The 19520-nt window shown below is 65.7% G+C and carries 14 protein-coding genes; 3 read left to right on the forward strand and 11 right to left on the reverse strand.

Features of this window, described 5'->3' with window-relative positions; all coding sequences use genetic code 11:
* The first annotated feature begins 95 nt into the window (after positions 1-95).
* Entirely contained in the window at positions 96-4577 is a 4482-nt protein-coding gene (locus GD628_RS12975; protein ID WP_152275003.1) for an ExeM/NucH family extracellular endonuclease, read from the forward strand.
* Between the two features lie 92 nt (positions 4578-4669).
* On the opposite strand, the gene GD628_RS12980 is transcribed toward GD628_RS12975, so the two are convergent.
* Together GD628_RS12980 and GD628_RS12985 are read right to left on the reverse strand one after the other, a co-directional pair.
* Positions 4670-5671: a glycosyltransferase family 2 protein gene (locus GD628_RS12980; RefSeq protein WP_091608131.1), complete on the reverse strand. Its 1002-nt coding sequence runs from the start codon at positions 5669-5671 to the stop codon at positions 4670-4672.
* The gene (locus GD628_RS12985) at positions 5668-7203 is read right to left on the reverse strand and encodes a polysaccharide pyruvyl transferase family protein (protein WP_193313275.1); all 1536 of its coding nucleotides are present in this window, start codon (positions 7201-7203) and stop codon (positions 5668-5670) included. The genes GD628_RS12980 and GD628_RS12985 overlap by 4 nt, the downstream gene beginning before the upstream one ends.
* Before the next feature lie 189 nt (positions 7204-7392).
* On the opposite strand from GD628_RS12985, the gene GD628_RS12990 reads away from it, so the two are divergent.
* Positions 7393-8868 (forward strand): S-layer homology domain-containing protein, encoded by a 1476-nt coding sequence (locus tag GD628_RS12990; protein WP_193313276.1) that lies wholly within the window; start codon positions 7393-7395, stop codon positions 8866-8868.
* Positions 8869-8907: 39 nt separating this feature from the next.
* On the opposite strand, the gene ctaD is transcribed toward GD628_RS12990, so the two are convergent.
* The 6 genes from ctaD to GD628_RS13020 all read right to left on the reverse strand — a co-directional run bounded on the left by ctaD (position 8908) and on the right by GD628_RS13020 (position 16986).
* Positions 8908-10659, reverse strand: coding sequence for an aa3-type cytochrome oxidase subunit I (gene ctaD, locus GD628_RS12995; RefSeq protein WP_152275006.1), 1752 nt, complete (start codon positions 10657-10659; stop codon positions 8908-8910).
* Positions 10660-10807: 148 nt separating this feature from the next.
* A complete protein-coding gene (locus tag GD628_RS13000) occupies positions 10808-11995 on the reverse strand; it encodes an amidohydrolase family protein (protein ID WP_152275149.1) in 1188 nt (395 codons plus the stop codon).
* Positions 11996-12036: 41 nt separating this feature from the next.
* On the reverse strand, positions 12037-13413 hold the full coding sequence (locus GD628_RS13005; protein ID WP_226802548.1) for a formimidoylglutamate deiminase: 1377 nt from the start codon (positions 13411-13413) through the stop codon (positions 12037-12039).
* Positions 13410-14609, reverse strand: coding sequence for an allantoate amidohydrolase (locus GD628_RS13010; RefSeq protein WP_152275007.1), 1200 nt, complete (start codon positions 14607-14609; stop codon positions 13410-13412). Before GD628_RS13010 ends, GD628_RS13005 begins: the two co-directional genes overlap by 4 nt.
* 25 nt (positions 14610-14634) lie before the next feature.
* Positions 14635-16311 (reverse strand): urocanate hydratase, encoded by a 1677-nt coding sequence (gene hutU, locus GD628_RS13015; RefSeq protein ID WP_152275008.1) that lies wholly within the window; start codon positions 16309-16311, stop codon positions 14635-14637.
* A 24-nt stretch (positions 16312-16335) separates the two neighbouring features.
* A complete protein-coding gene (locus tag GD628_RS13020) occupies positions 16336-16986 on the reverse strand; it encodes an IclR family transcriptional regulator (protein ID WP_152275009.1) in 651 nt (216 codons plus the stop codon).
* 227 nt (positions 16987-17213) lie between these two features.
* Between GD628_RS13020 and GD628_RS13025 the strand changes: the two genes are divergently transcribed.
* On the forward strand, positions 17214-17858 hold the full coding sequence (locus GD628_RS13025) for an NADPH-dependent F420 reductase (RefSeq protein ID WP_152275010.1): 645 nt from the start codon (positions 17214-17216) through the stop codon (positions 17856-17858).
* A gap of 107 nt (positions 17859-17965) precedes the next feature.
* Here GD628_RS13025 and GD628_RS13030 read toward each other — a convergent pair whose 3' ends face one another.
* Genes GD628_RS13030 through GD628_RS16540 form a run of 3 tightly spaced genes read right to left on the reverse strand, consistent with a single transcriptional unit; the run spans position 17966 to position 18860 of the window.
* Positions 17966-18445, reverse strand: a complete 480-nt coding sequence (locus GD628_RS13030; protein WP_193313277.1) for a hypothetical protein — start codon at positions 18443-18445, stop codon at positions 17966-17968.
* A 44-nt stretch (positions 18446-18489) separates the two neighbouring features.
* Positions 18490-18690 (reverse strand): hypothetical protein, encoded by a 201-nt coding sequence (locus tag GD628_RS13035; protein WP_091608157.1) that lies wholly within the window; start codon positions 18688-18690, stop codon positions 18490-18492.
* Positions 18687-18860, reverse strand: a complete 174-nt coding sequence (locus GD628_RS16540; protein ID WP_176697657.1) for a hypothetical protein — start codon at positions 18858-18860, stop codon at positions 18687-18689. The genes GD628_RS13035 and GD628_RS16540 overlap by 4 nt, the downstream gene beginning before the upstream one ends.
* Positions 18861-19520 lie beyond the last annotated feature (660 nt).

Raw genomic sequence — 19520 nt, forward strand, 5'->3', positions numbered from 1 at the left:
ATCCAGAAGGAGTTCACCGCACCCCTTGCCGATCTACCAGGGCCACTACCGCGTGCCCCCACACCGGCATCCGTTCCCCAAAGGAGCAATGAGGCATGAGATTTACCCGATGGAAGGCAGTGCTGGGCACAGCTCTGTCTGCCGGCCTGCTGGCCGGACCGCTGGCGGCGCTGCCCGCCCACGCGGAGGAATTACCTTCCGGCGTCGTTATCAACGAGGCCTATCTGAACGGCGGAAGCGCCAACGCTCCGTTCACCAACAAATTCGTGGAACTTTACAACCCGACCAGCGCCGCGGTCAGCCTGGAGGGCTGGTCCCTTCAGTACCGGGCCGCAGGCAGCACCGGTGCACCCACCGGAATCGCCCGGCTCTCCGGGAACATTCCGGCCGGCGGCCACTACCTGGTCCAGGGCGCCAGCAACGGCACCAACGGTGTTGCCCTGCCGGCACCCGACGCCACCATCGGCGCCAGCTTCTCCGGATCCGCCGGAACCATTGTCCTGGCGAACCAGCCCGGAGCCGTGAATCCGCTGCCCACCGGCTCCGTGACGGACCAGCCCGGCGTGGTGGACCTGCTTGGCTACGGCACCTCCAATACCTTCGAGACCGCTGCGGCCGCCGCCCCGGCCAGCAACTCCGATCCGAAGTCCCTGAACCGCACCGAATACGCGGACACCAACAACAACGCCTCGGACTTCACGCTCAGCGCCTCCGTCACTCCGACGAACACGTCCGGAACCGGAACCGTCCCGGATCCGGAGCCCACCGATCCCGAACCGACCGATCCGGAGCCCACTGATCCTCCGGCCGGGGTGCGTCCCATCGCGGAGATCCAGGGCACCGGCGACGCCAGCCCGCTCGTTGGCCAGACCGTCACCACCCGCGGCAAGGTCACCGCCGCCTATCCCACCGGCGGCTTCAGCGGCTACTACATCCAGACCCCCGGCACCGGCGGCGAACTGGACCCGGCAACACACACTGCTTCCGACGCGGTCTTCGTCTTCTCCTCGGCCACTGCCGGCCAGGTTGCAATCGGCGACTACGTTGAGGTCACCGGAACCGTCGGCGAGTACTTTGGCCTGACGCAGCTGACCGTTCCTGCCGGCGCCATGACCAAGCTCAGCGAACCGGCGGAAGAGGTCAAACCGGCCGCTGTTGCCTGGCCGGCCACCGACGCCGAGCGGGAAACCCTTGAAGGCATGCTGCTGGCTCCGCAGGGCGAGTTCACCGTCACGGACAACTACACCCTGAACCAGTACGCGGAAATCGGCCTGGCCGCCGGCGGTGAGACGCTCGTGCAGCCCACCGCCGTCGCGCCGGTGGGAACGCCGGAGCACGCGGCAGTTGTCGCCAACAATGCGGCGAAGGCCGTAAAACTCGACGACGGCGCTACAACGAACTTCCTCTCGGCCGCCAACCAGGCCAAGCCGCTTCCGTACCTGACGTCCACCGACCCGGTGCGCATCGGATCCTCGGCTACCTTCACCACCAACGTGATCCTGGACTACCGGAACAGTGCCTGGCGGTTCCAGCCGCTGACCGAGCTGACTCCCGCCAACGCGGAGACGGTCCAGCCGGCGTCGTTCGAGAACACCCGCACCGCTGCTCCGCAGAGCGTAGGCGGCAACCTGAAGCTCGCCGCCTTCAACGTGCTGAACTACTTCAGCACCACCGGCAGCGATCTCTCCGGCTGCACCTACTACAACGACCGCTCCGGCGCTCCAGTGACCGTCCGCGGCGGCTGCGATGCACGCGGCGCGGCCAATGATGCGAACCTTGGGCGCCAGCAGGCGAAGATCGTTGCCGCGATCAATGCCCTGGGCGCCGACGTCGTTGGCCTCATGGAAATCGAGAACTCCGCTGAACTGGGACAGGACCGGGACACCGCCCTAGCCCACCTCACGGAGGCATTGAACGCGGCCGCACCGGGCACCTGGGACTACGTCCGCTCCCCCGCAGCCCTGCCGGACGACGAAGACGTAATCCGCACTGCGTTCATCTACCGGACCGCCACCGCCGAACCCGTGGGCGATTCAGTCATCCTGAACGATGAGAGCGTGTTCTCCAACGCCCGCGAACCCCTGGCCCAGGCCTTCAAGCCGGCCGGCGGAGAAGACAGCGAGAGCTTCGTGGCAATCGCCAACCACTTCAAGTCCAAGGGCTCGGCACCGTCCAGCGGAGAGAACGCAGACAACGGACAGGGTGGCTGGAATGCCGACCGCGTCCGCCAGGCACAGGCCGTGGCCGCCTTCGCGGACACCGTGGCGCAGGACGCCGGAACCGAGCGGGTCTTCCTGCTCGGCGACTTCAACTCCTACGCCGCGGAAGACCCCATGCAGGTCTTCGCCGAAGCGGGCTACGTGAACCTGGGCAAGGCGACCGGAAAGCACTCCTACGCCTTCAGCGGTCTGGTTGGCTCCCTGGACCACGTCCTGGCCTCGCCTGCCGCGGCTGAGGATGTCACGGGAACCGATATTTGGAACATCAACTCGGTTGAGTCGATCGCTTTCGAATACAGCCGGTACAACTACAACGCCACGGATTACTACGCAGCGGATCCCTACCGCTCCTCGGACCACGATCCGATTCTCGTCGGCATGGACCTGACCCCGGCCGAAGCCGAAGTCACCGACCTGAACCTGCTCAACATCAACGACTTCCACGGCCGGATTGACGCCAACACCGTCAACTTCGCCGGAACCGTCGAGCAGCTCAAGGCCGCCGCACCTGAGGGCAGCTCACTGTTCCTCTCCGCCGGCGACAACATCGGCGCATCCCTGTTCGCCTCCTCGGTGCAACAGGACCAGCCCACCATCGACGTCCTGAATGCACTCGGCCTGCGGGCCTCCGCAGTGGGCAACCACGAGTTTGACGGCGGCTTCGCGGACCTCACCGACCGGGTGGTTCCTGCCGCGCAGTTCGATTACCTGGGCGCCAACGTGTACCTCAAGGGCACCACCACCCCGGCACTGCCGGAGTACACGATCCTGAACGTGAACGGCGTTCGGGTGGCCGTGATTGGAGCAGTGACCGAGGAGACCGGAACCCTGGTTTCCCCGGGCGGCATTGCCACCCTCGAGTTCGGGGATCCGGTGGAAGCCGTCAACCGGGTCGCCGAACGCCTGGATGCAGAAGACCTGGCAGACGTCATTATCGCCGAGTATCACGAGGGCGCCGGATCGGGAACGCCCGACGGCGCCACACTTGAGGAGGAGATCGCCGGCGGCGGTGCCTTCGCGGAGATCGCGACGGAAACCAGTGCGCTGGTCGACGCCATCTACACCGGCCACACGCACAAGCAGTATGCGTGGGATGCCCCGGTTCCGGGTGTGGACGGCAAGACCCGTCCCGTAGTCCAGACCGGTTCCTACGGCGAGTTCATCGGACAGATAGAGCTGCAGTACAACGCCGAAACGGACGAGGTCCTCTCCTACACCGCAGGCAACGTGGCGCGTACCACCACGCCGGCGGCGGATCTGGTAGCTGCCTACCCGGCAGTCGCCGAGGTTCAGCGGATTGTCGACGCCGCCCTGGCGTTCGCTGCCGAAGTGGGCAACCAGCCCATCGGCTCTGTGACTGCAGACATCACCACGGCGTTCGCCGGGACTTCCCGCGATGACCGCGGCAACGAATCTACCCTGGGCAACCTGGTGGCCGATTCGCTGCTCTCATCCCTCGGTTCTCCCGAGCGCGGCGGTGCCGAGATCGGCGTCGTCAATCCGGGCGGACTCCGCGCCGAGCTGTACTACGGTGAGGACGGCGTGATCACCTACGCCGAAGCCAACGCAGTATTGCCGTTCGTGAACAACCTGTGGACCACCACCCTCACCGGCGCGCAGCTGAAGTCGGTGCTGGAGGAACAGTGGCAGCCGGACGGAAGTTCCCGGACCTTCCTGGCACTGGGACTTTCCGACAACGTGACCTACACCTACGATCCGGACCAGCCGCGCGGCTCCCGCATCCAGTCGGTCACCGTCAACGGTGAAGCGCTCGATCCCAACCGGGCCTACCGGGTAGGTACGTTCAGCTTCCTGGCCCAGGGCGGAGATAACTTCTCCACCTTTGCGCAGGGAACGGACACCCGTGACTCCGGACTGATCGACCGCGATGCGTGGATCAGCTACCTGCAGGCGAGCAGCCCGGTCTCCCCCGATTTCGCCCGCCAAGGTGTCATCGTCAAGGGTGCTCCCGCCACCGCGCAGGCCGGTTCCAGTGTCACTCTCACGGTAGACAAGCTGGACCTGACCTCGCTGGGCAGCCCGGCTAACACCACGCTGGCCGTCAGCTGGGTCCCGGCCGGTGGAACCGCCGTCGCGCTGGGATCCGTTCCGGTAACGGCCGGTGCCGCCAGCGTCACCGCCGCCATTCCGGCGTCGGCGTCCGGCCCCGGTGCCCTGGTGCTGACCGCGGATCCCTCCGGCACCACGGTGAACATACCGGTCACCGTTGATCCCGCACCGGAACAGCCCACCTGCGTCCGTCCCGTCCCGCCGAAGAACTGGTGGGACGTCCGGGGCTGGCTGAAGTACGCGGTGGACTACGCCCGATACCTGGTCTGCACCCTCAGCCGCGGCTAGTGCACACCGGCTAGGCGATAACGGAGCGGCGCCGTCCGGACCTTCGGGTCCGGGCGGCGCCGCTTTTAGTTCGACGGTTTCGGGGGCAGGAGTCAGCTACCGGCCGACCGGCCCAGCCGACCCTTCAGCCGACGGTATCGGCGCCGCAGGAGACTGACCAAACTGGCGTCGCTGATTGAGTTCTCCAGCGCTGTCATCCGTTCCTCCGACCGGATGGCCCGTTCCCGGAGTTCATGCAGAAGTTCCTCGGAGTAGTTGAGCCGCTGGTGGAGGTGGTCGGCCTGCGCCTTGCCCTCACCTGCGAGGAACAGCACCCCTCCAAGCCCGTGCTGCTTGACGTAATCCTGCAGATAACGGTCCCGCACCAGCTTGTCGAACCGCTGATGTTCCTCCTTGCCGGTCAGGACACTGTTGCCCTCAGTACCCTGTGCTCCGTGGCGGTGGTGCCAGAACGCCAGAGGCTCACCGTCGATGAAGCCGAGGGTGTGCTGTTGGAGCAGCCTCAGCAGGAACTCCCAGTCCCCCACGGCATTGAGTGTCTCGTCGTAACCGCCTACTAGGGTGTGCACGTCCCGCCGGTATAGCAGTGAGATGGGCACACAACGGTTGTAGCGCAGCGCATCCCCCAGAACCAGTGACGAAACATCCTCGGCGAAGGGAACCCGGCCTGTCTCCTCGATCCGGCTGCCGTCGATTTCTTCGAGGACGATTTCCGTCCGGACGCCCACGCCGGCGTCGTCGTGGGTACGGAGGTACTCGACGGTCTGCGCCAGGAACTCCGGATGCCAGGTGTCATCGTCGTCGTGGATGCTCAGGAACTCCGACTCGCTGGACTCGATACCGGCGTTGGAGGCGGCTTCCATGCCCAAACTCCTGGCATGGTGGAGGACCGTCACCCGGTTGTTCAGTCCGGTGGCAGCGGCAACGATCGCGTCCACCTCTGCAACTTCGCCGCCGTCATTCACGATAATTAGGTGCCAGTTCGAGAATTTTTGGGCCAGGACATCCTGAACCGCCCGCCGGAGCAGTACCGGCCGGTTCTTGGTGCGGGTGATGATGGCGACTTCAGCAGGGCCGACCGTATGTTCTTTCATTTCTTACCTCTTAGTATCCGCCGTGCCGGGGCCAGTTTCCGCAGCAGAGCAAAGGAACGCGAATTCTTCCAGGCCTGCAGTTCTCCCCGGGCATCATCCCGTTCGCTGGAGGCCTGGACGTAGTTTCCACATAGGTGTTCGTGTTCGATCCGCAGCCGGGCTAGGGCCGAGGCCAGGGGCAGGAACGTGAGGCGGTGGGCAGCGTCCCGGCGCTGCCAGCCGCTGTCCAGCCCCTCCGGGAAGCCTTCCGGGAGTGTCCCTAGGCCCGCCTGCTTGTCTGGTTCGTGTCCGGTCAGTGCCGCGGCAAGAGTGTCCCACCAGGAGTCGAAAACAGCTTTGCGCCCCTGCCTGGTGCGGCCCAGAAAGCTGCTTACGGCGTCGCGGTTTTTCCACACATCCACCGCTGCCTCGGCGAAGGACTCATCGAACAGGGCGGGCAGAGTCAGCGCGAGCCTCCCAGCTCCCCAGTTCTCAAGCGCTCCGCGGATACGCACGTCGCTGTAACCTTCCGGAGCGAGCGCGACCACCGGCACCGCGGTGTCCAGCGCAAAGACCACTGGGTGGTACCGGGAGGTTAGCACCATGGCAGCACGGCCGGTCAGGGCTGCCGTGCGGGCGGCATTTTGGATGGGCAGTATGCGGCTGGGCATTTTCATGCGGGCCGCGATGTCTTGATGCATCTGCTCGTCCACGTCAGAGTTTGTGGCTCCGGGGGCTTTCTCTTCCCCGAAGAGCGCGGTGCGCGGCGTTGCCATATGCGGCAGGAACACCACGCTGCAACCGGTGGTCTCCGCTACCCGGTCGAGGGCACCGGCTAGAGCATCCAGGTAGGCATCCCGGTCCGCTTCACCATGGGCGGGGCCGAACGTTGCAGCGATGAAGGAGCCGTCCGGAACCGCAGGATCCTCACGCTCACCAGCTTCCACTGAGGCCGATGCGAAGAAGGACGCATCATCGAGGCAGTGGACAATGCCGGCTTCATTACCGGCAACATCCTGCATCAGGTGCAGCGAGGGTTCTTCGCGCGCCCCGGTGAGGCCGGCCTGCTGCATCAGGTCCCGGGCAACGTCCCGATCCGGACCGTGAAGGTCAGGCCCCAAGGTCTGCCCGGACACAACCACGTTGAGGCCCAGTTTACGGGCCACGGCGACGGCTGCCGCACGTTCGTAGAGGAGCCAGCCATAGAGGGAGTTCATGTTGCCGCCGCCAGCCACCAGCAGCGCTCCGCAGCCGCGCAGGGTTTCAACGAAGTTCCAAGCCTGGTCCGATTCCGGGAGCGCGGACCTGTCGCCGTCTGCCGCCCGGAGAACCCGGTCCAGGTAATCGGAACGGTCCGCAGGAGGCCAAGGGAAGGGCAGCGTGGGCGCCGAATCAGTTCCGAAGGCGCGGCGGGACTCAGCTGGGTTCCGGCTCAGCACCAACAGGTCCTCGAAACCGCGGCGGCGCAGTTCCGCGACCGCCGCATGGGTCATCGCCTCGTCGCCAACGTGGTAAATCGGCTGTCCAACATCGCCCAGTATGGCTATCTTCATGCCCCCCATTGTTCCCCACTCGCGCGGGGCGGCCCTAACACGGACTCCGGGCACTCCAGAAACTTATGGACAGAAAACCCTCCAAACCCCATAATTGCCGAGGATTACTAAAATGGGGGAAAATTGATTACACCGTCGTGGAAGCCACTCCGCCTTGTTTCGGCCATGGCTATAGTTCTCGCCGGATCCTTGGGGCTGCAAACAGCGGCACAGGCTTTTGCGGGTGATGCCAGCGGCCACGCTTCGACTGAGGTCGTTGTTAACAATGGAACGGCTTTCCGGGACGTAGGCCCCGGAACGCAGTTCTACTCGGAGATCCACTGGCTCGCTGCTGAAGGCATCTCCACGGGTTATCCGGACGGCACGTTCCGCCCGGTGGCACCAGTAAACCGGGATGCCATGGCGGCCTTCCTGTACCGGCTCGCCGGATCACCCGAATTCACGCCTCCTGCGCAGTCGCCCTTCAGGGACGTTGGAATTCATACCCAGTTCTATAAAGAAATTACCTGGATAGCCAGTGAAGGAATTACTACCGGCTACAGCGACTACACATTCAGGCCTCTGGAAAAGGTCAACCGCGATGCGATGGCGGCTTTCTTGTACAGGTTCGCGCACAAACCCGCATATGCGGCCCCGGCCCGGTCGCCCTTCAGGGACATCTCCTCGAACACGCAGTTTTATGCAGAAATGAGCTGGCTCTCGAATGTGGGGGTATCTACAGGCTGGGCGGAGGACAAGAGTTACCGACCGCTCCAGCCGGTCAATCGCGATGCCATGGCCGCCTTCATGTTCCGTTTCAGCACCAATCTCCCACCCAACCGGCAACCGGTACCGGGCGTGAGTGCCGCCCACGTTCTCTCGCAGATCCCCATTAAAGGCAGGGCACCAAAAACCGGTTACTCACGCGACCAGTTCGGGCCCGCGTGGTACGACGTGGACGCCAATGGCTGCGACACCCGTAACGATGTGCTGAGGCTGCAGCTCCAGTGGGTGTCAGGCAACGGCTGTGCTGTTGAAACCGGGGTGCTAGATGATCCGTACACAGGCACACAGATCGACTTTGTCCGTGGCACAACGACTAGTTCCCAGGTTCAGATTGACCATGTCGTAGCTCTCTCAGACGCCTGGCAGAAGGGTGCGCAGCAGCTTAGCTTTGAACAGCGCCGGCGGCTGGCCAATGATCTGCTGAACCTGCAGGCAACTGACGGCCCTACGAACCAGCAAAAGGGCGACGGCGATGCCGCCACCTGGCTGCCGCCGAACCGTTCCTACCGCTGCGAATACGTAGCCCGTCAGATTTCCATCAAATGGGTCTACGATCTTTGGGTGACACAGGCGGAGCACGATTCAATGGCGAATCTGCTCGCCGATTGCCCCGGTCAGCAGGCGCCGAGCAACCGTGAGGCTCCTGTGGTTCTGGTCCCGCCGCCGGCGCCCGCTCCGCCGCCCGCACCGGCACCCGTTCCGGTGCCCGCACCGGCACCTGCCCCGCCGGGACCGAAGATCCCGCCGAATCCCGGGGACTCGAAAAACTGTTCCGATTTCAGGACCTGGCGGGAAGCACAGGACTGGTTCGAGTACTACTACCCCTATTACGGTGACGTTGCACGTTTGGACGGCAACAAGGATGGCATCGCCTGCGAGTCCCTTCCTGGTGCTCCCTGACCTCCCGTTCCAAGTTTTCGCAACGGACCCAGGTCGCGCCTACTGCCGGGGATCCGGGTTCTTTGGATCCTCCGAACCCATGTCCGCGGCGCCGAGCACACTGGCCACCGGGTTGTCCGTCTTCTCATTGGCCCGCGGTTTGAGCTCCGGGTGGTGCAGGTCCAGGGCCGGCCGCTCGGAACGGATGCGGGGCAGGGAGGTGAAGTTGTGGCGCGGCGGCGGGCAGGAGGTTGCCCACTCGAGGGAGCAGCCGAAGCCCCATGGATCGTCCACTTCCACTTTCTTCCCGCGCCGCCAGGTGACGTAGACGTTCCAGAAGAACGGGATCAGGGAGAACCCGAGGATCAGGGAACCGATGGTGGAAAGCTGGTTCATTGCCGTGAAGTTGTCCTCCACCAGGTAATCCGCGTAGCGCCGCGGCATGCCCAGCACGCCGAGCCAGTGCTGGATCATAAAGGTCAGGTGGAAGCCGAGGAACAGGAGCCAGAAGTGGATCTTGCCCAGGCGTTCGTTGAGCATCTTGCCGGTCCACTTGGGCCACCAGAAGTAGAACCCGCCGAACATCGCGAACACCACGGTGCCGAAGACCACGTAGTGGAAGTGTGCAACCACGAAGTAGGTGTCCGAAACGTGGAAGTCCAGCGGCGGCGAGGACAGGATGATCCCGGTCAGCCCGCCGAACAGGAACGTGATGAGGAATCCGAGGGCCCACATCATGGGCGTCTCGAAGGTAATCGAACCGCGCCACATGGTGCCGATCCAGTTGAAGAATTTCACGCCGGTAGGCACGGCAATGAGCATGGTCATGATCGCGAAGAACGGCAGGAACACCTGCCCGGTGACGTACATGTGGTGCGCCCACACAGTCATGGACAGCCCGGCGATCGCGATTGTTGCGAAGATCAGGCCCTTGTAGCCGAAGATCGGTTTGCGGCTGAACACCGGCAGGATTTCCGAGATGATGCCGAAGAACGGCAGCGCGATGATGTAGACCTCAGGATGCCCGAAGAACCAGAAGAGGTGCTGCCACAGGATGGCACCGCCGTTTTGCGGGTCGAAGATGTGCGCGTCGAACCGGCGGTCTGCTCCGAGGGCAAAGAGCGCCGCTGCCAGCGGCGGGAACGCCATCAGCACCAGGATGGCGGTGACCAGCGTGTTCCACGTGAAGATCGGCATGCGCCACATGGTCATGCCCGGGGCGCGCATGCAGATGATGGTGGTGACGAAGTTGACCGAACCGAGGATGGTGCCGAATCCGGACAGCGCCAGGCCAAAGACCCACAGGTCTCCGCCTATGCCGGGGGAAAACGTGGTGTTGGACAGCGGAGCGTACGCCGTCCAGCCGAAGGACGCCGCTCCCTGCGGGGTAAGGAAGCCAGAGATCGCGATGAGGGAGCCGAAGAGGAAGAACCAGTAGGCCAGGGCGTTCAGGCGCGGGAACGCCACGTCCGGAGCGCCAATCTGCAGCGGCATCATGACGTTCGCAAAACCGGCGAAGAGCGGGGTTGCGAACATCAGCAGCATCAGCGTTCCGTGCATGGTGAAGAGCTGGTTGTACTGCTCGCGCGAGGAGACAATCTCGAGTCCGGGCTGGAAGAGCTCGGCCCGGATGATGAGGGCCATGACCCCGGCCAGGCAGAAGAAGACGAAGGACGTGATCAGGTACAGGTAGCCGATCTTCTTGTGGTCGGTGGTGGTCAGCCAGTCGACGACGATGCGGCCGCGCGAAACGGGCACCACGCGCGGCGGTACGGTTGTTCCTTCGTCTGCCGAATACTTCAACGTAGACATTCGCGCCGCCTAGGGGTCCGCAGGAGGTTCAGTCCGTACACGGGCTCCGCCGTCGCAGGCCAGTGTGCCTTGTATCGTAGGACCCGCTCCGGAGCAGGTCCATAGGCTGCAGGGGTTTTCCTGCGTCCGCCCGAGGTTAGCCGCCCGCCTATATTCCCGGAACCCGCTCCCCCGCCCGCCAAACGGCACTGGTCAGCGGCATGCCGGGCCGGTACGCGAGGTAGGCGGCGGACGGCGCGTTGAGCAGGTGGAGATCCGCCCGGTGCCCGACGGCGAGCGAGCCCACCGCCCGCTGCCCGTCGGCGTCGTTCCCTGTGTGCCTGCGCAGCGCCAGGGCACCGCCGTAGGTGGCCGCGCGGATGGCCTCGGCAACGCTGAGTCCCATCTGCAGCACGGCTGTTGTCACGCAGAAGGCCATGGACGTGGTGTAGGAGGTGCCCGGGTTGCAGTTCGAGGCAAGCGCAATTTCGACGCCGGCATCCAGCAGTTCCCGCGCCGGCGCCAGGGGCTGCCGGGTGGAGAGATCGCAGGCCGGCAGGCACGTGGCCACCGTTCCCGGCGTTCCGGTCCCGGTGCCGGCGTTCCAGTTTCCCCAGCTGGCCGCGAGGGACTGGACATCGGCCGCCGAAAGATAATTTACGTGGTCCACGCTCGCTGCACCGAATTCAACGGCCAGCTGCACACCGGCTCCCGGGCCGAGCTGGTTCCCGTGCACGCGCAGCCCCAGTCCGGCGTCCCGGCACGCAGCCAGGACCCGGCGGGACTGGTCTTCGGTGAAGGCTCCGCGCTCACAGAATACGTCCGCCCACCGGACGTAAGGCAGCACGGCCGCGAGCATCGGGCCGCAGACCAGGTCCGTGTAGTCCTCGGCGTCGATGCCGTCCGGCACCAGGTGTGCGCCCAGGAAGGTCACGTCGTCCACCACGCTGGAAGCGATCCGGGCACTGCGGGTCTCCTGCTCAACGTCCAGCCCGTACCCGGTCTTGGTTTCGAGCCAGGTGGTTCCGCCCGCAGCAGCCTCGGCCCGGCGGCCCAGCAGCAGCCGGGTGAGGTCGTAGTCCCCGGCAGCCCGGGTGGCCTCCATGGTCACGGCAATGCCGCCTGCACTGTATTCCTCGCCGGCCAGGCGGGCGGCGAACTCGGCACTGCGGTCGCCGGCAAACACCAGGTGGGTGTGTGAGTCCACCCAGCCGGGCAGCGCCGCCCGCCCGCCGGCGTCGTGCGCTTCATCTGCTGCGGGAGCCTGGGCGGCCGGCCCCAGCCAGGCGATCCGCTCGCCTTCGAATAGGACGGCGGCCTGCGTCAGCACGGATTCCGTTCCGCGGGCGGGGTCCATGGTTGAAAGTTCGCCGATGTTGGTGATCAGCACGGAACCCGTCACAGCCGCCCCTCCCGTCCCGGCGCCGGGACTGCTGCGGCGGCGTCGAGGTTCGCGGCAGCGGCGGCCAGCAGCGGCCCGGGGTCACCGAGGTGCAGGTGCCTGCCGCGTTCGGCGGCCAGGACACCCCCGACGACGACGGCGGTAACGTCCTGGGCGGTCGCTGCCAGTGCCAGCTGGACCGGGTCGGCTCCCGCAGTCCGGGCCGTCGCGGGGTCCATGGCCATCAGGTCGCAGGACCGTCCGGGAGCGAAGCCCGGTGCCCGGCGTCCCTGGGCGGCAGCACCGGCGTCGGACGCCGCACGGTGCAGGGCAGCCGGGGTGAACCGTCCGCGGACACCGGAGGCCAGGCGTTCGCCGTGTTCCAGTGCGCGCATCTCCAGCCACGGGTCCACCACGGCGTGCTGGTCCGAGCCGAGCGCAATGCGCGCTCCAGCGTCCGCGAGCGCCGCCGCCGGGCCGATTCCGTCGGCGAGGTCCGCTTCGGTGCTGGGACACATGGCCACGGTGGCACCGGCAGTCCCGAGCAGCGCGACGTCCTCCGGGGTCAGGTGCGTGGCGTGCACAGCGGTCAGGCGTGGGCCCAGCAGCCCGTAACGGTGAAGCAGCTGCGCGGGAGTCAGCCCGGTGGCAGCCAGGCAGTCCTGGTTTTCGGCCGGCTGCTCGGAGAGGTGAACGTGCAGGGGCAGGTCAGGATCCAGCCCGGAGGCGATGGCCTGCAGTGCGTCGTCGGGGACTGCCCGGACCGAGTGCAGCGCTGCACCGACTGTCACGTACGCCGGATCGAACTCGGACTCCACGGTGTGCCGCAGGTCCTTGAGACGGTCCAGCCACGCACCGGCGGAACCGTCACTGAAGCGGAGCTGGTTCTCCGCCAGCGGCTTCCCGAACCCGCCGGCGAGGTAGCACGTATCCAGCAGGGTGAGCCGGATTCCCGCAGCCTGGGCAGCGCGGCCCAGGGCCAGTTCCATGGCGTGCCCGGGATACGGCGAACCGTCCGGACGGTGGTGCACGTAGTGGAACTCGGCGACAGAGGTGTAGCCGGCCGTGACCATTTCGGCGTAGGCCGCCGTGGCCAGCTCCTCGTACAGCTCGGGTGTCAGGGCAGCCGCGGCCCGGTACATGCCCTGCCGCCAGGACCAGAAGCTGTCCGCCCCTCCGGTGTGGGTGCGGCCGCGCAGCACCCGGTGGAAGGCATGGGAGTGGGCGTTGGACGCAGCGGGGAAGACGACGCCGTTGAGCACCAGGTCCCCCGGCCGCGGCCGGGTGCCGGATTCCACGGCGGCGACGATGCCCGCGGAGTCGACGCTCAGCCGGACGCCGGTCTCAACCCGCCCGTCCTGGACGGCGTGTTCGCACCACACTCCCGTCCTCACAGCAGGCCCTCCAGGACGTCGGCAAGGGCTGTGGCGGAGTAGTCCGCGTCGGCGTCTTCCACGTATTCCTCCGGGGAATGCGAGACGCCGCTGGGATTGCGGATGAACACCATGCCGGCGGGCACGTGTGCGGCCAGGATTCCGGCGTCGTGGCCGGCACCGGTGGTCAGAACCGGCGCCTGCGGCAGGGCGAGCTGGAGCTGGCGCTGCAGTCCCGGGTCAAAGGTGGTGGTGGGGCTGAAGGATTCTTGGGCCAGCGTCACGGAGCAGCCTTCGAAGGCGGCGATTTTCTGCGCCTTGCCGTGGATGGTTTCCACCAGCTGGGCGGTGACGGCGTCCTCCTCATGCCGGGCGTCGAGCCACAGCTCCACCCGCGATGCAATGACATTGGTGCCGCCCGGAACAGCGTGGATCCGGCCGACGGTGGCACGCGCCCCGGGCTGGGCTGACGTAGCCTGCTGCACGGCCGTGATGATTTGCGCGGCGGCCACCATCGGATCTTCGCGGTCTTCCATCAGCGTGGTGCCGGCATGGTTGCCCTGGCCGTGCACGGTCAGTTTCCAGCGGCCGTGCCCCAGGATTGAACTGCCGACGGCGACGGATGGGCCGTCCTCGCCGAGCCCGCGGCCCTGTTCCACGTGCAGTTCCACGAAGTCACCGATCCGGGCGAGTGCGTCCTCGTCCCTGCCAAAGTGTTCGGGGTCCAGTCCGGCTGCACGGGCCGCATCCGCGAAGGTGGTGCCGCCGTCGTCCCGCAGGTTCCGGGCCTTGTCCGCGTCGATGGCGCCGGTCAGCAGCCGTGAGCCCAGGCAGGCCACGCCGAAGCGGGAGCCTTCTTCCTCGGGGAAGACAGTGATGGCCAGGGACCGGTTGCGCTGTACGCCGCGTTCCTTGAGGACGTCGACGGCGGCCAATGCCGCAGCAATCCCGAGCGGTCCGTCGAAGGCACCGCCGCCCGGCACGGAATCCAGATGGCTGCCGGTGACCAGCGCGCCTTTCTGCGGCTCGCCCCACCAAGCCCAGAGGATGCCGTTGCGGTCAGTCTCGACGTTGAGACCGCGGGCCTGCGCCTCCGCTATAAACCAGGCGCGCAGGTCAGTCTCGGCAGTTGAGAACACGGGGCGGCTGTAGCCGCCGCGGACCGGATCGCGGCCGATTCCGGAGATCGCGTCGAGAAGGGAGGTGACTGTGCTCATTGCGGGATGTTCCTCGGGGTGGTGCTTAATCGGCCATGGGGATGCGGACGCCGCGTTCTTTGGCGACCTGCTCGGCCTCGCCGTAGCCGGCGTCAACGTGGCGCATGACGCCCGTCCCTGGATCATTGGTGAGCAGGCGTTCAAGCTTTCGGGCAGCCAGGTCGGTCCCGTCCGCCACTGAAACCTGGCCGGCGTGCAGGGAGCGGCCAATTCCCACGCCGCCTCCGTGGTGGATGGATACCCAGGTGGCGCCGGAGGACGTGTTGAGCAGGGCGTTGAGCAGCGGCCAGTCAGCTATCGCGTCGGATCCGTCCCGCATGCCCTCGGTTTCACGGTACGGAGAGGCCACAGACCCGGAGTCCAGGTGGTCACGTCCGATGACGATCGGAGCGGACACCTTCCCCTCGGCGACGAGGCGGTTGAACAGCAGTCCGGCCTCCGCTCGTTCTCCGTAGCCGAGCCAGCAGATCCGGGCGGGAAGGCCCTCGAACTCCACGTGTTCGGCGGCGGCGTCCAGCCAGCGGTGCAGGTGCTCCTTTTCCGGGAAGAGTTCCTTCAGCGCAGCGTCGGTGACGGCGATGTCCGCGGGGTCCCCGGAGAGCGCCACCCAGCGGAACGGGCCCATTCCCTCGCAGAACAACGGCCGGATGTAGGCCGGAACGAACCCGGGGAAGTCGAAGGCGCGGCCGTATCCGCCGGAGCGTGCCTCGTCACGGATCGAGTTGCCGTAGTCGAAGACCTCGGCGCCGGTGTCCTGGAAGCCGACCATCGCCTCCACCTGCCGGGCCATGGAAGCCTGCGCCTTCTTGGTGAACCCTTGCGGATCGGCGTCCGCTTCGCAATGCCAGTCCTCGACCGCAATTCCTTCCGGCAGGTAGCTGAGCGGGTCATGGGCCGAGGTCTGGTCGGTGACGATGTCAAAGTCCGCGTCCTGTCCGGCTTTTTGGCGGCGGAGCAGTTCAGGGAAGACCTCTGCGGCGTTGCCCACCAGGCCCACGGAGAGTGCCCGTCCCTCGGCCTTGGCCGCCATCACCTTGGCGAGGGCGGCCTCGAGGTCCGTTTCGACGTCGTCCAGGTAGCGTTTGCCGGCGCGGCGCCGCAGCCGGGACTCGTCGACGTCGACAATCAGTACCGCACCCCCGTTGAGCGTGACCGCGAGCGGCTGGGCACCGCCCATGCCTCCGCAGCCGCCCGTCAGGGTGGCGGTGCCGGCCAGGGTGCCGCCAAACCGCTTGTTGGCGATGGCCGCGAAGGTCTCATACGTGCCCTGCAGGATGCCCTGCGTGCCGATGTAGATCCAGGAGCCGGCGGTCATTTGCCCGTACATGGTCAGGCCTTCGGCTTCCAGGCGGCGGAACTCGGGCCACGTGGACCAGTCCCCCACCAGGTTCGAGTTGGCGAGCAGCACCCGCGGCGCCCATTCGTTGGTGCGGAAGACCCCCACGGGCTTGCCGGACTGGACGAGCAGCGTCTCGTCGTCGTCCAGCGTTTTCAGGGTGCGGACAATCGCGTCGAAGGACTCCCAGTTCCGAGCAGCCTTTCCGGTGCCGCCGTAGACCACCAGGTCCTCGGGGCGCTCGGCGACCTCCGGGTCCAGGTTGTTCATCAGCATCCGCAGGGGCGCTTCGGTCTGCCAGCTCCTGGCATTCAGTTCGCTGCCGCGCGGGGCGCGGATGGTGCGCGGGGTTGGTGTTTGGCTCATGGGGTTCTCCGTCATCGTTGTCGGTTAGCCGTGTGTTTGGACTGCATTGGTTTCTGCGGTGAGGACCCGGCAGATCCCCTCCAGCCGGTCGGGAGTGATCCGGTAGCTGGGCACCACTACGCTCATCGCTGCCACGGGTTTCCCGCCGGCCCTCAGCGGGACGGCGACGGCGGTGATGTCCGGTTCGACGCCGTCGCTCACCACGGCGCACCCGGTCCCGTTCACTTCGCCGCGCATCGCCCTGCCGGCGGCGCTGGTTTCGAGGTCGAACCGCCGTCCCACCCAGTTGGCGTGCCGAACGGACTGAGTGCCTTCTGCGATGGCAATGTACAGGCCGTGCCCGCCGGCCGCGGGAATGCTGAGGTAAGTGGATTCACCGGTTTGCTCCACGATGCGGTCCATGGTGTCCCGGTAAGTGGAGATCAGGGATTCCGAGCTGAGGGCGAGGACGCCTAGCTGCACGACCGCCGGGCCGGGACGGTAGGTCCCGTTCTCCTCCCGCCGCAGGAAGTCGGTTCCTTCCAGGGTGCGGAGGAGCCGCAGCGCCGTGCTGGTGGACAGCCCGGCTGCCTTGGCCGCTTCGGACTGCGTGACAGCGCCCTGGCGGCACACGACGCTGAGCAGGGACAGGGCTCGTTCAACTGTCCGGGTGGTGCTGTCCGCCTTGGCTGCCATCCTGCTGCTTTCCTCACGGGTTACGTCACATGGGTTCTTTGCCACCTAGTAAAACAGCAATTTCACTAGGTGGCTAGGCTGCACTGTTGATTGAAGCTTCAATAAAGATGTGTCATAGTAGTTGAAGCTTCAACCTTCCGGTGGCCTTGTTCCCCGGATTACCCACCCTCCAACATGAGAAGAACCCAGTGACTTTCCGTTTCCCCCTCTTTCGAAAGAAGAAGAAAATGACTGATCTCACCATCATCGGTACCGGCAACATGGCCCGCGGACTGGCTGCCCGCGCAGTGGCAGCGGGACGTTCAGTCCAGCTCCTGGCCCACGAGGACAGGGCCAAGGCCGAAGCCCTTGCCACGGAACTGGGCGGCACCATCACCCCCGGCGTCCTGGGCGATCAGCTCACCGGCGCCATGGTCATCCCGGCGGTCTACTTCGATGCCTCCCGGGCCATCGCGGAACAGTACGTGGACGCACTGAACGGCAAGGTGTACGTGGACATCACCAACCCCGTGGACTTCGCGACGTTCGATTCGCTGTCGGTTCCCGCGGACAGCTCCGCAGCGGAGGAACTGCAGAAGGTGACCGGCGCAAAGGTGGTCAAGGCCTTCAACACGACCTTCGCCGCGACCCTGGCCAACGGGACCGTTGCCGGACATCCGCTTGACGTCCTCATCGCCGGGGACGACGCCGATGCGATCCAGGCCGTGGCCGGGTTCGCCTCCGCTGCCGGGCTGAACCCCGTCATCGTCGGCCCGCAGCGCCGTGCCCGCCAGCTCGAGCACATGGGCTTCCTGCACATCCTGCTCTCCGCTAGCGACGAACTTCCCGCGTACCAGTGGAACTCGGCGCTGAAGGTCATCCCGGCCGCGTAGCTTTGAGGTTCGCCAGGTTCTCGTGCAGCCGGCCCGTGCTCCGACCCGGAGTGCGGGCCGGCTGCCGTTTCGTCCGGGTTCCGCTTCATCGGGGATCTGCCGAGCCCCTAGCTCTTGGTGATGAAATAGAACACGACTCCGGCCGCGACCATAAAACCGAATCCTGCCGCCCCGATACGCCTCTGCTGCGCGCGGGTGGGCGGGTTGTTCCTGCGTACGAAAGTCTGGATGAGCCCGAGTGCGCCGAAGCCCAGCCCAATCAGCACCAGCACCACGAAAACGGGCACAAGCGGATCGGATCCCTGAGTCAGGGGGTTGGGGCCGCCGGGAACAGAATGTTGCAGCGCCCCCGTCAGGGACAGAATGACCAGTACCACTCCCATCACCATCCCGCCCAGGATCGGCAGCAGGAGGGCTGCCTTCATCCGCTCCGGGCCGGTGTCAGCCCTCTTCGCCATCTTGTCCCCCAAAAAGAATTCGGGCTGGGAGCTGGCAAAGCCACTGATGGCATCACGCTTCCGAAAAGCGAAGATGCAGGCGGCTGTCATCAGCGTTCCGACTATGAGCCCAGGCCAGAAAATGTCCACGAATCGCTCCTTATTGGTGATTGCCTGCCGGATGGGCGTGCTGGTCACAGCTGGTCACAGACCGACGAACGCCTGCCCATTCCAAACCTGCACATGAATTCCGGGTCGTTGATGTCGCCGCCGTCGAGCAGAAGAATGACCCCCAGCACCATCAAGGCCACGCAGACGGCTGTGATCATCCAGAACCGCCGCCAGTTCACTGCCCGGCCGCCAGCACGGACGCCGCGTTTGCCAAACGGGCTCACTCACCCCTCGTTTCCGCGTTTCTGCGATAAACGAGCCTGACCACATAGATGAGGAACAAGGTGCCGGGGACGCCGAGCAGCGGCGATCCGTCCGGCACGAGGAATGCGAGCAGCACGGTGGCGGCGGCACAGCACAAAAACGCAAGACCGATTGTCTTTGCGAGTCTCATTGCCGCTCCGTTCCGGCGAGACCAGCGCTGGCATAGCGGCTTGGAGCCGTTGCTTCCATCATCGATTCCCCCGGATACGAGACTGTGCCGGAACGGGCGTTCCGGTGGGCAGAATCTAACCCACATCCGACCGGCAGTCTGCGGTTGCAAGTACCTGCTTCCAGCCGTTGCCTACTTGAAACCCAGCTGTTTTTGCTGCTTATCACCGGCCCTGCTCTTCAGAAGCGCACGGATTCCCGACCGCCGTTTCCTCTGGTGCACGTGGGGTCACGATAGGACCCGGCAGCAACAACGGCTGGGAAACCGCGCGGACTTTCGGAGGTTGTTGGAACGCAGAAAGCTCTGGGATCCAGTTCGCCTCGCCTGAACCGGAACCCTCGGTGGTTTAACGTCGTTTAGGCGTCAGGTGCTCGAACCTTCGGTGACTTACGGTCGCTTAGCCGCACCCAAAGCGACGTTTACTCCCCGAAGGTTTCGCCAAGCACCCCCAAAACAGCCGCATCTCCCCGAAGGTTTCGTCCGGGCAGACCCCCGGCAGTCCGCTGCTCTCCACCGCGGCCACGGTGACCCAGCAGCCCGGACCTCCAGCGAAACCGCTTCCCACCCAAAACCCCAGAACCGGGAACAAGAAGTAAGCATGCTTGGTTATACCCGGCATCG

It is taken from the genome of Arthrobacter koreensis, from assembly GCF_009193255.1.
Lineage (GTDB): Bacteria > Actinomycetota > Actinomycetes > Actinomycetales > Micrococcaceae > Arthrobacter_B > Arthrobacter_B koreensis.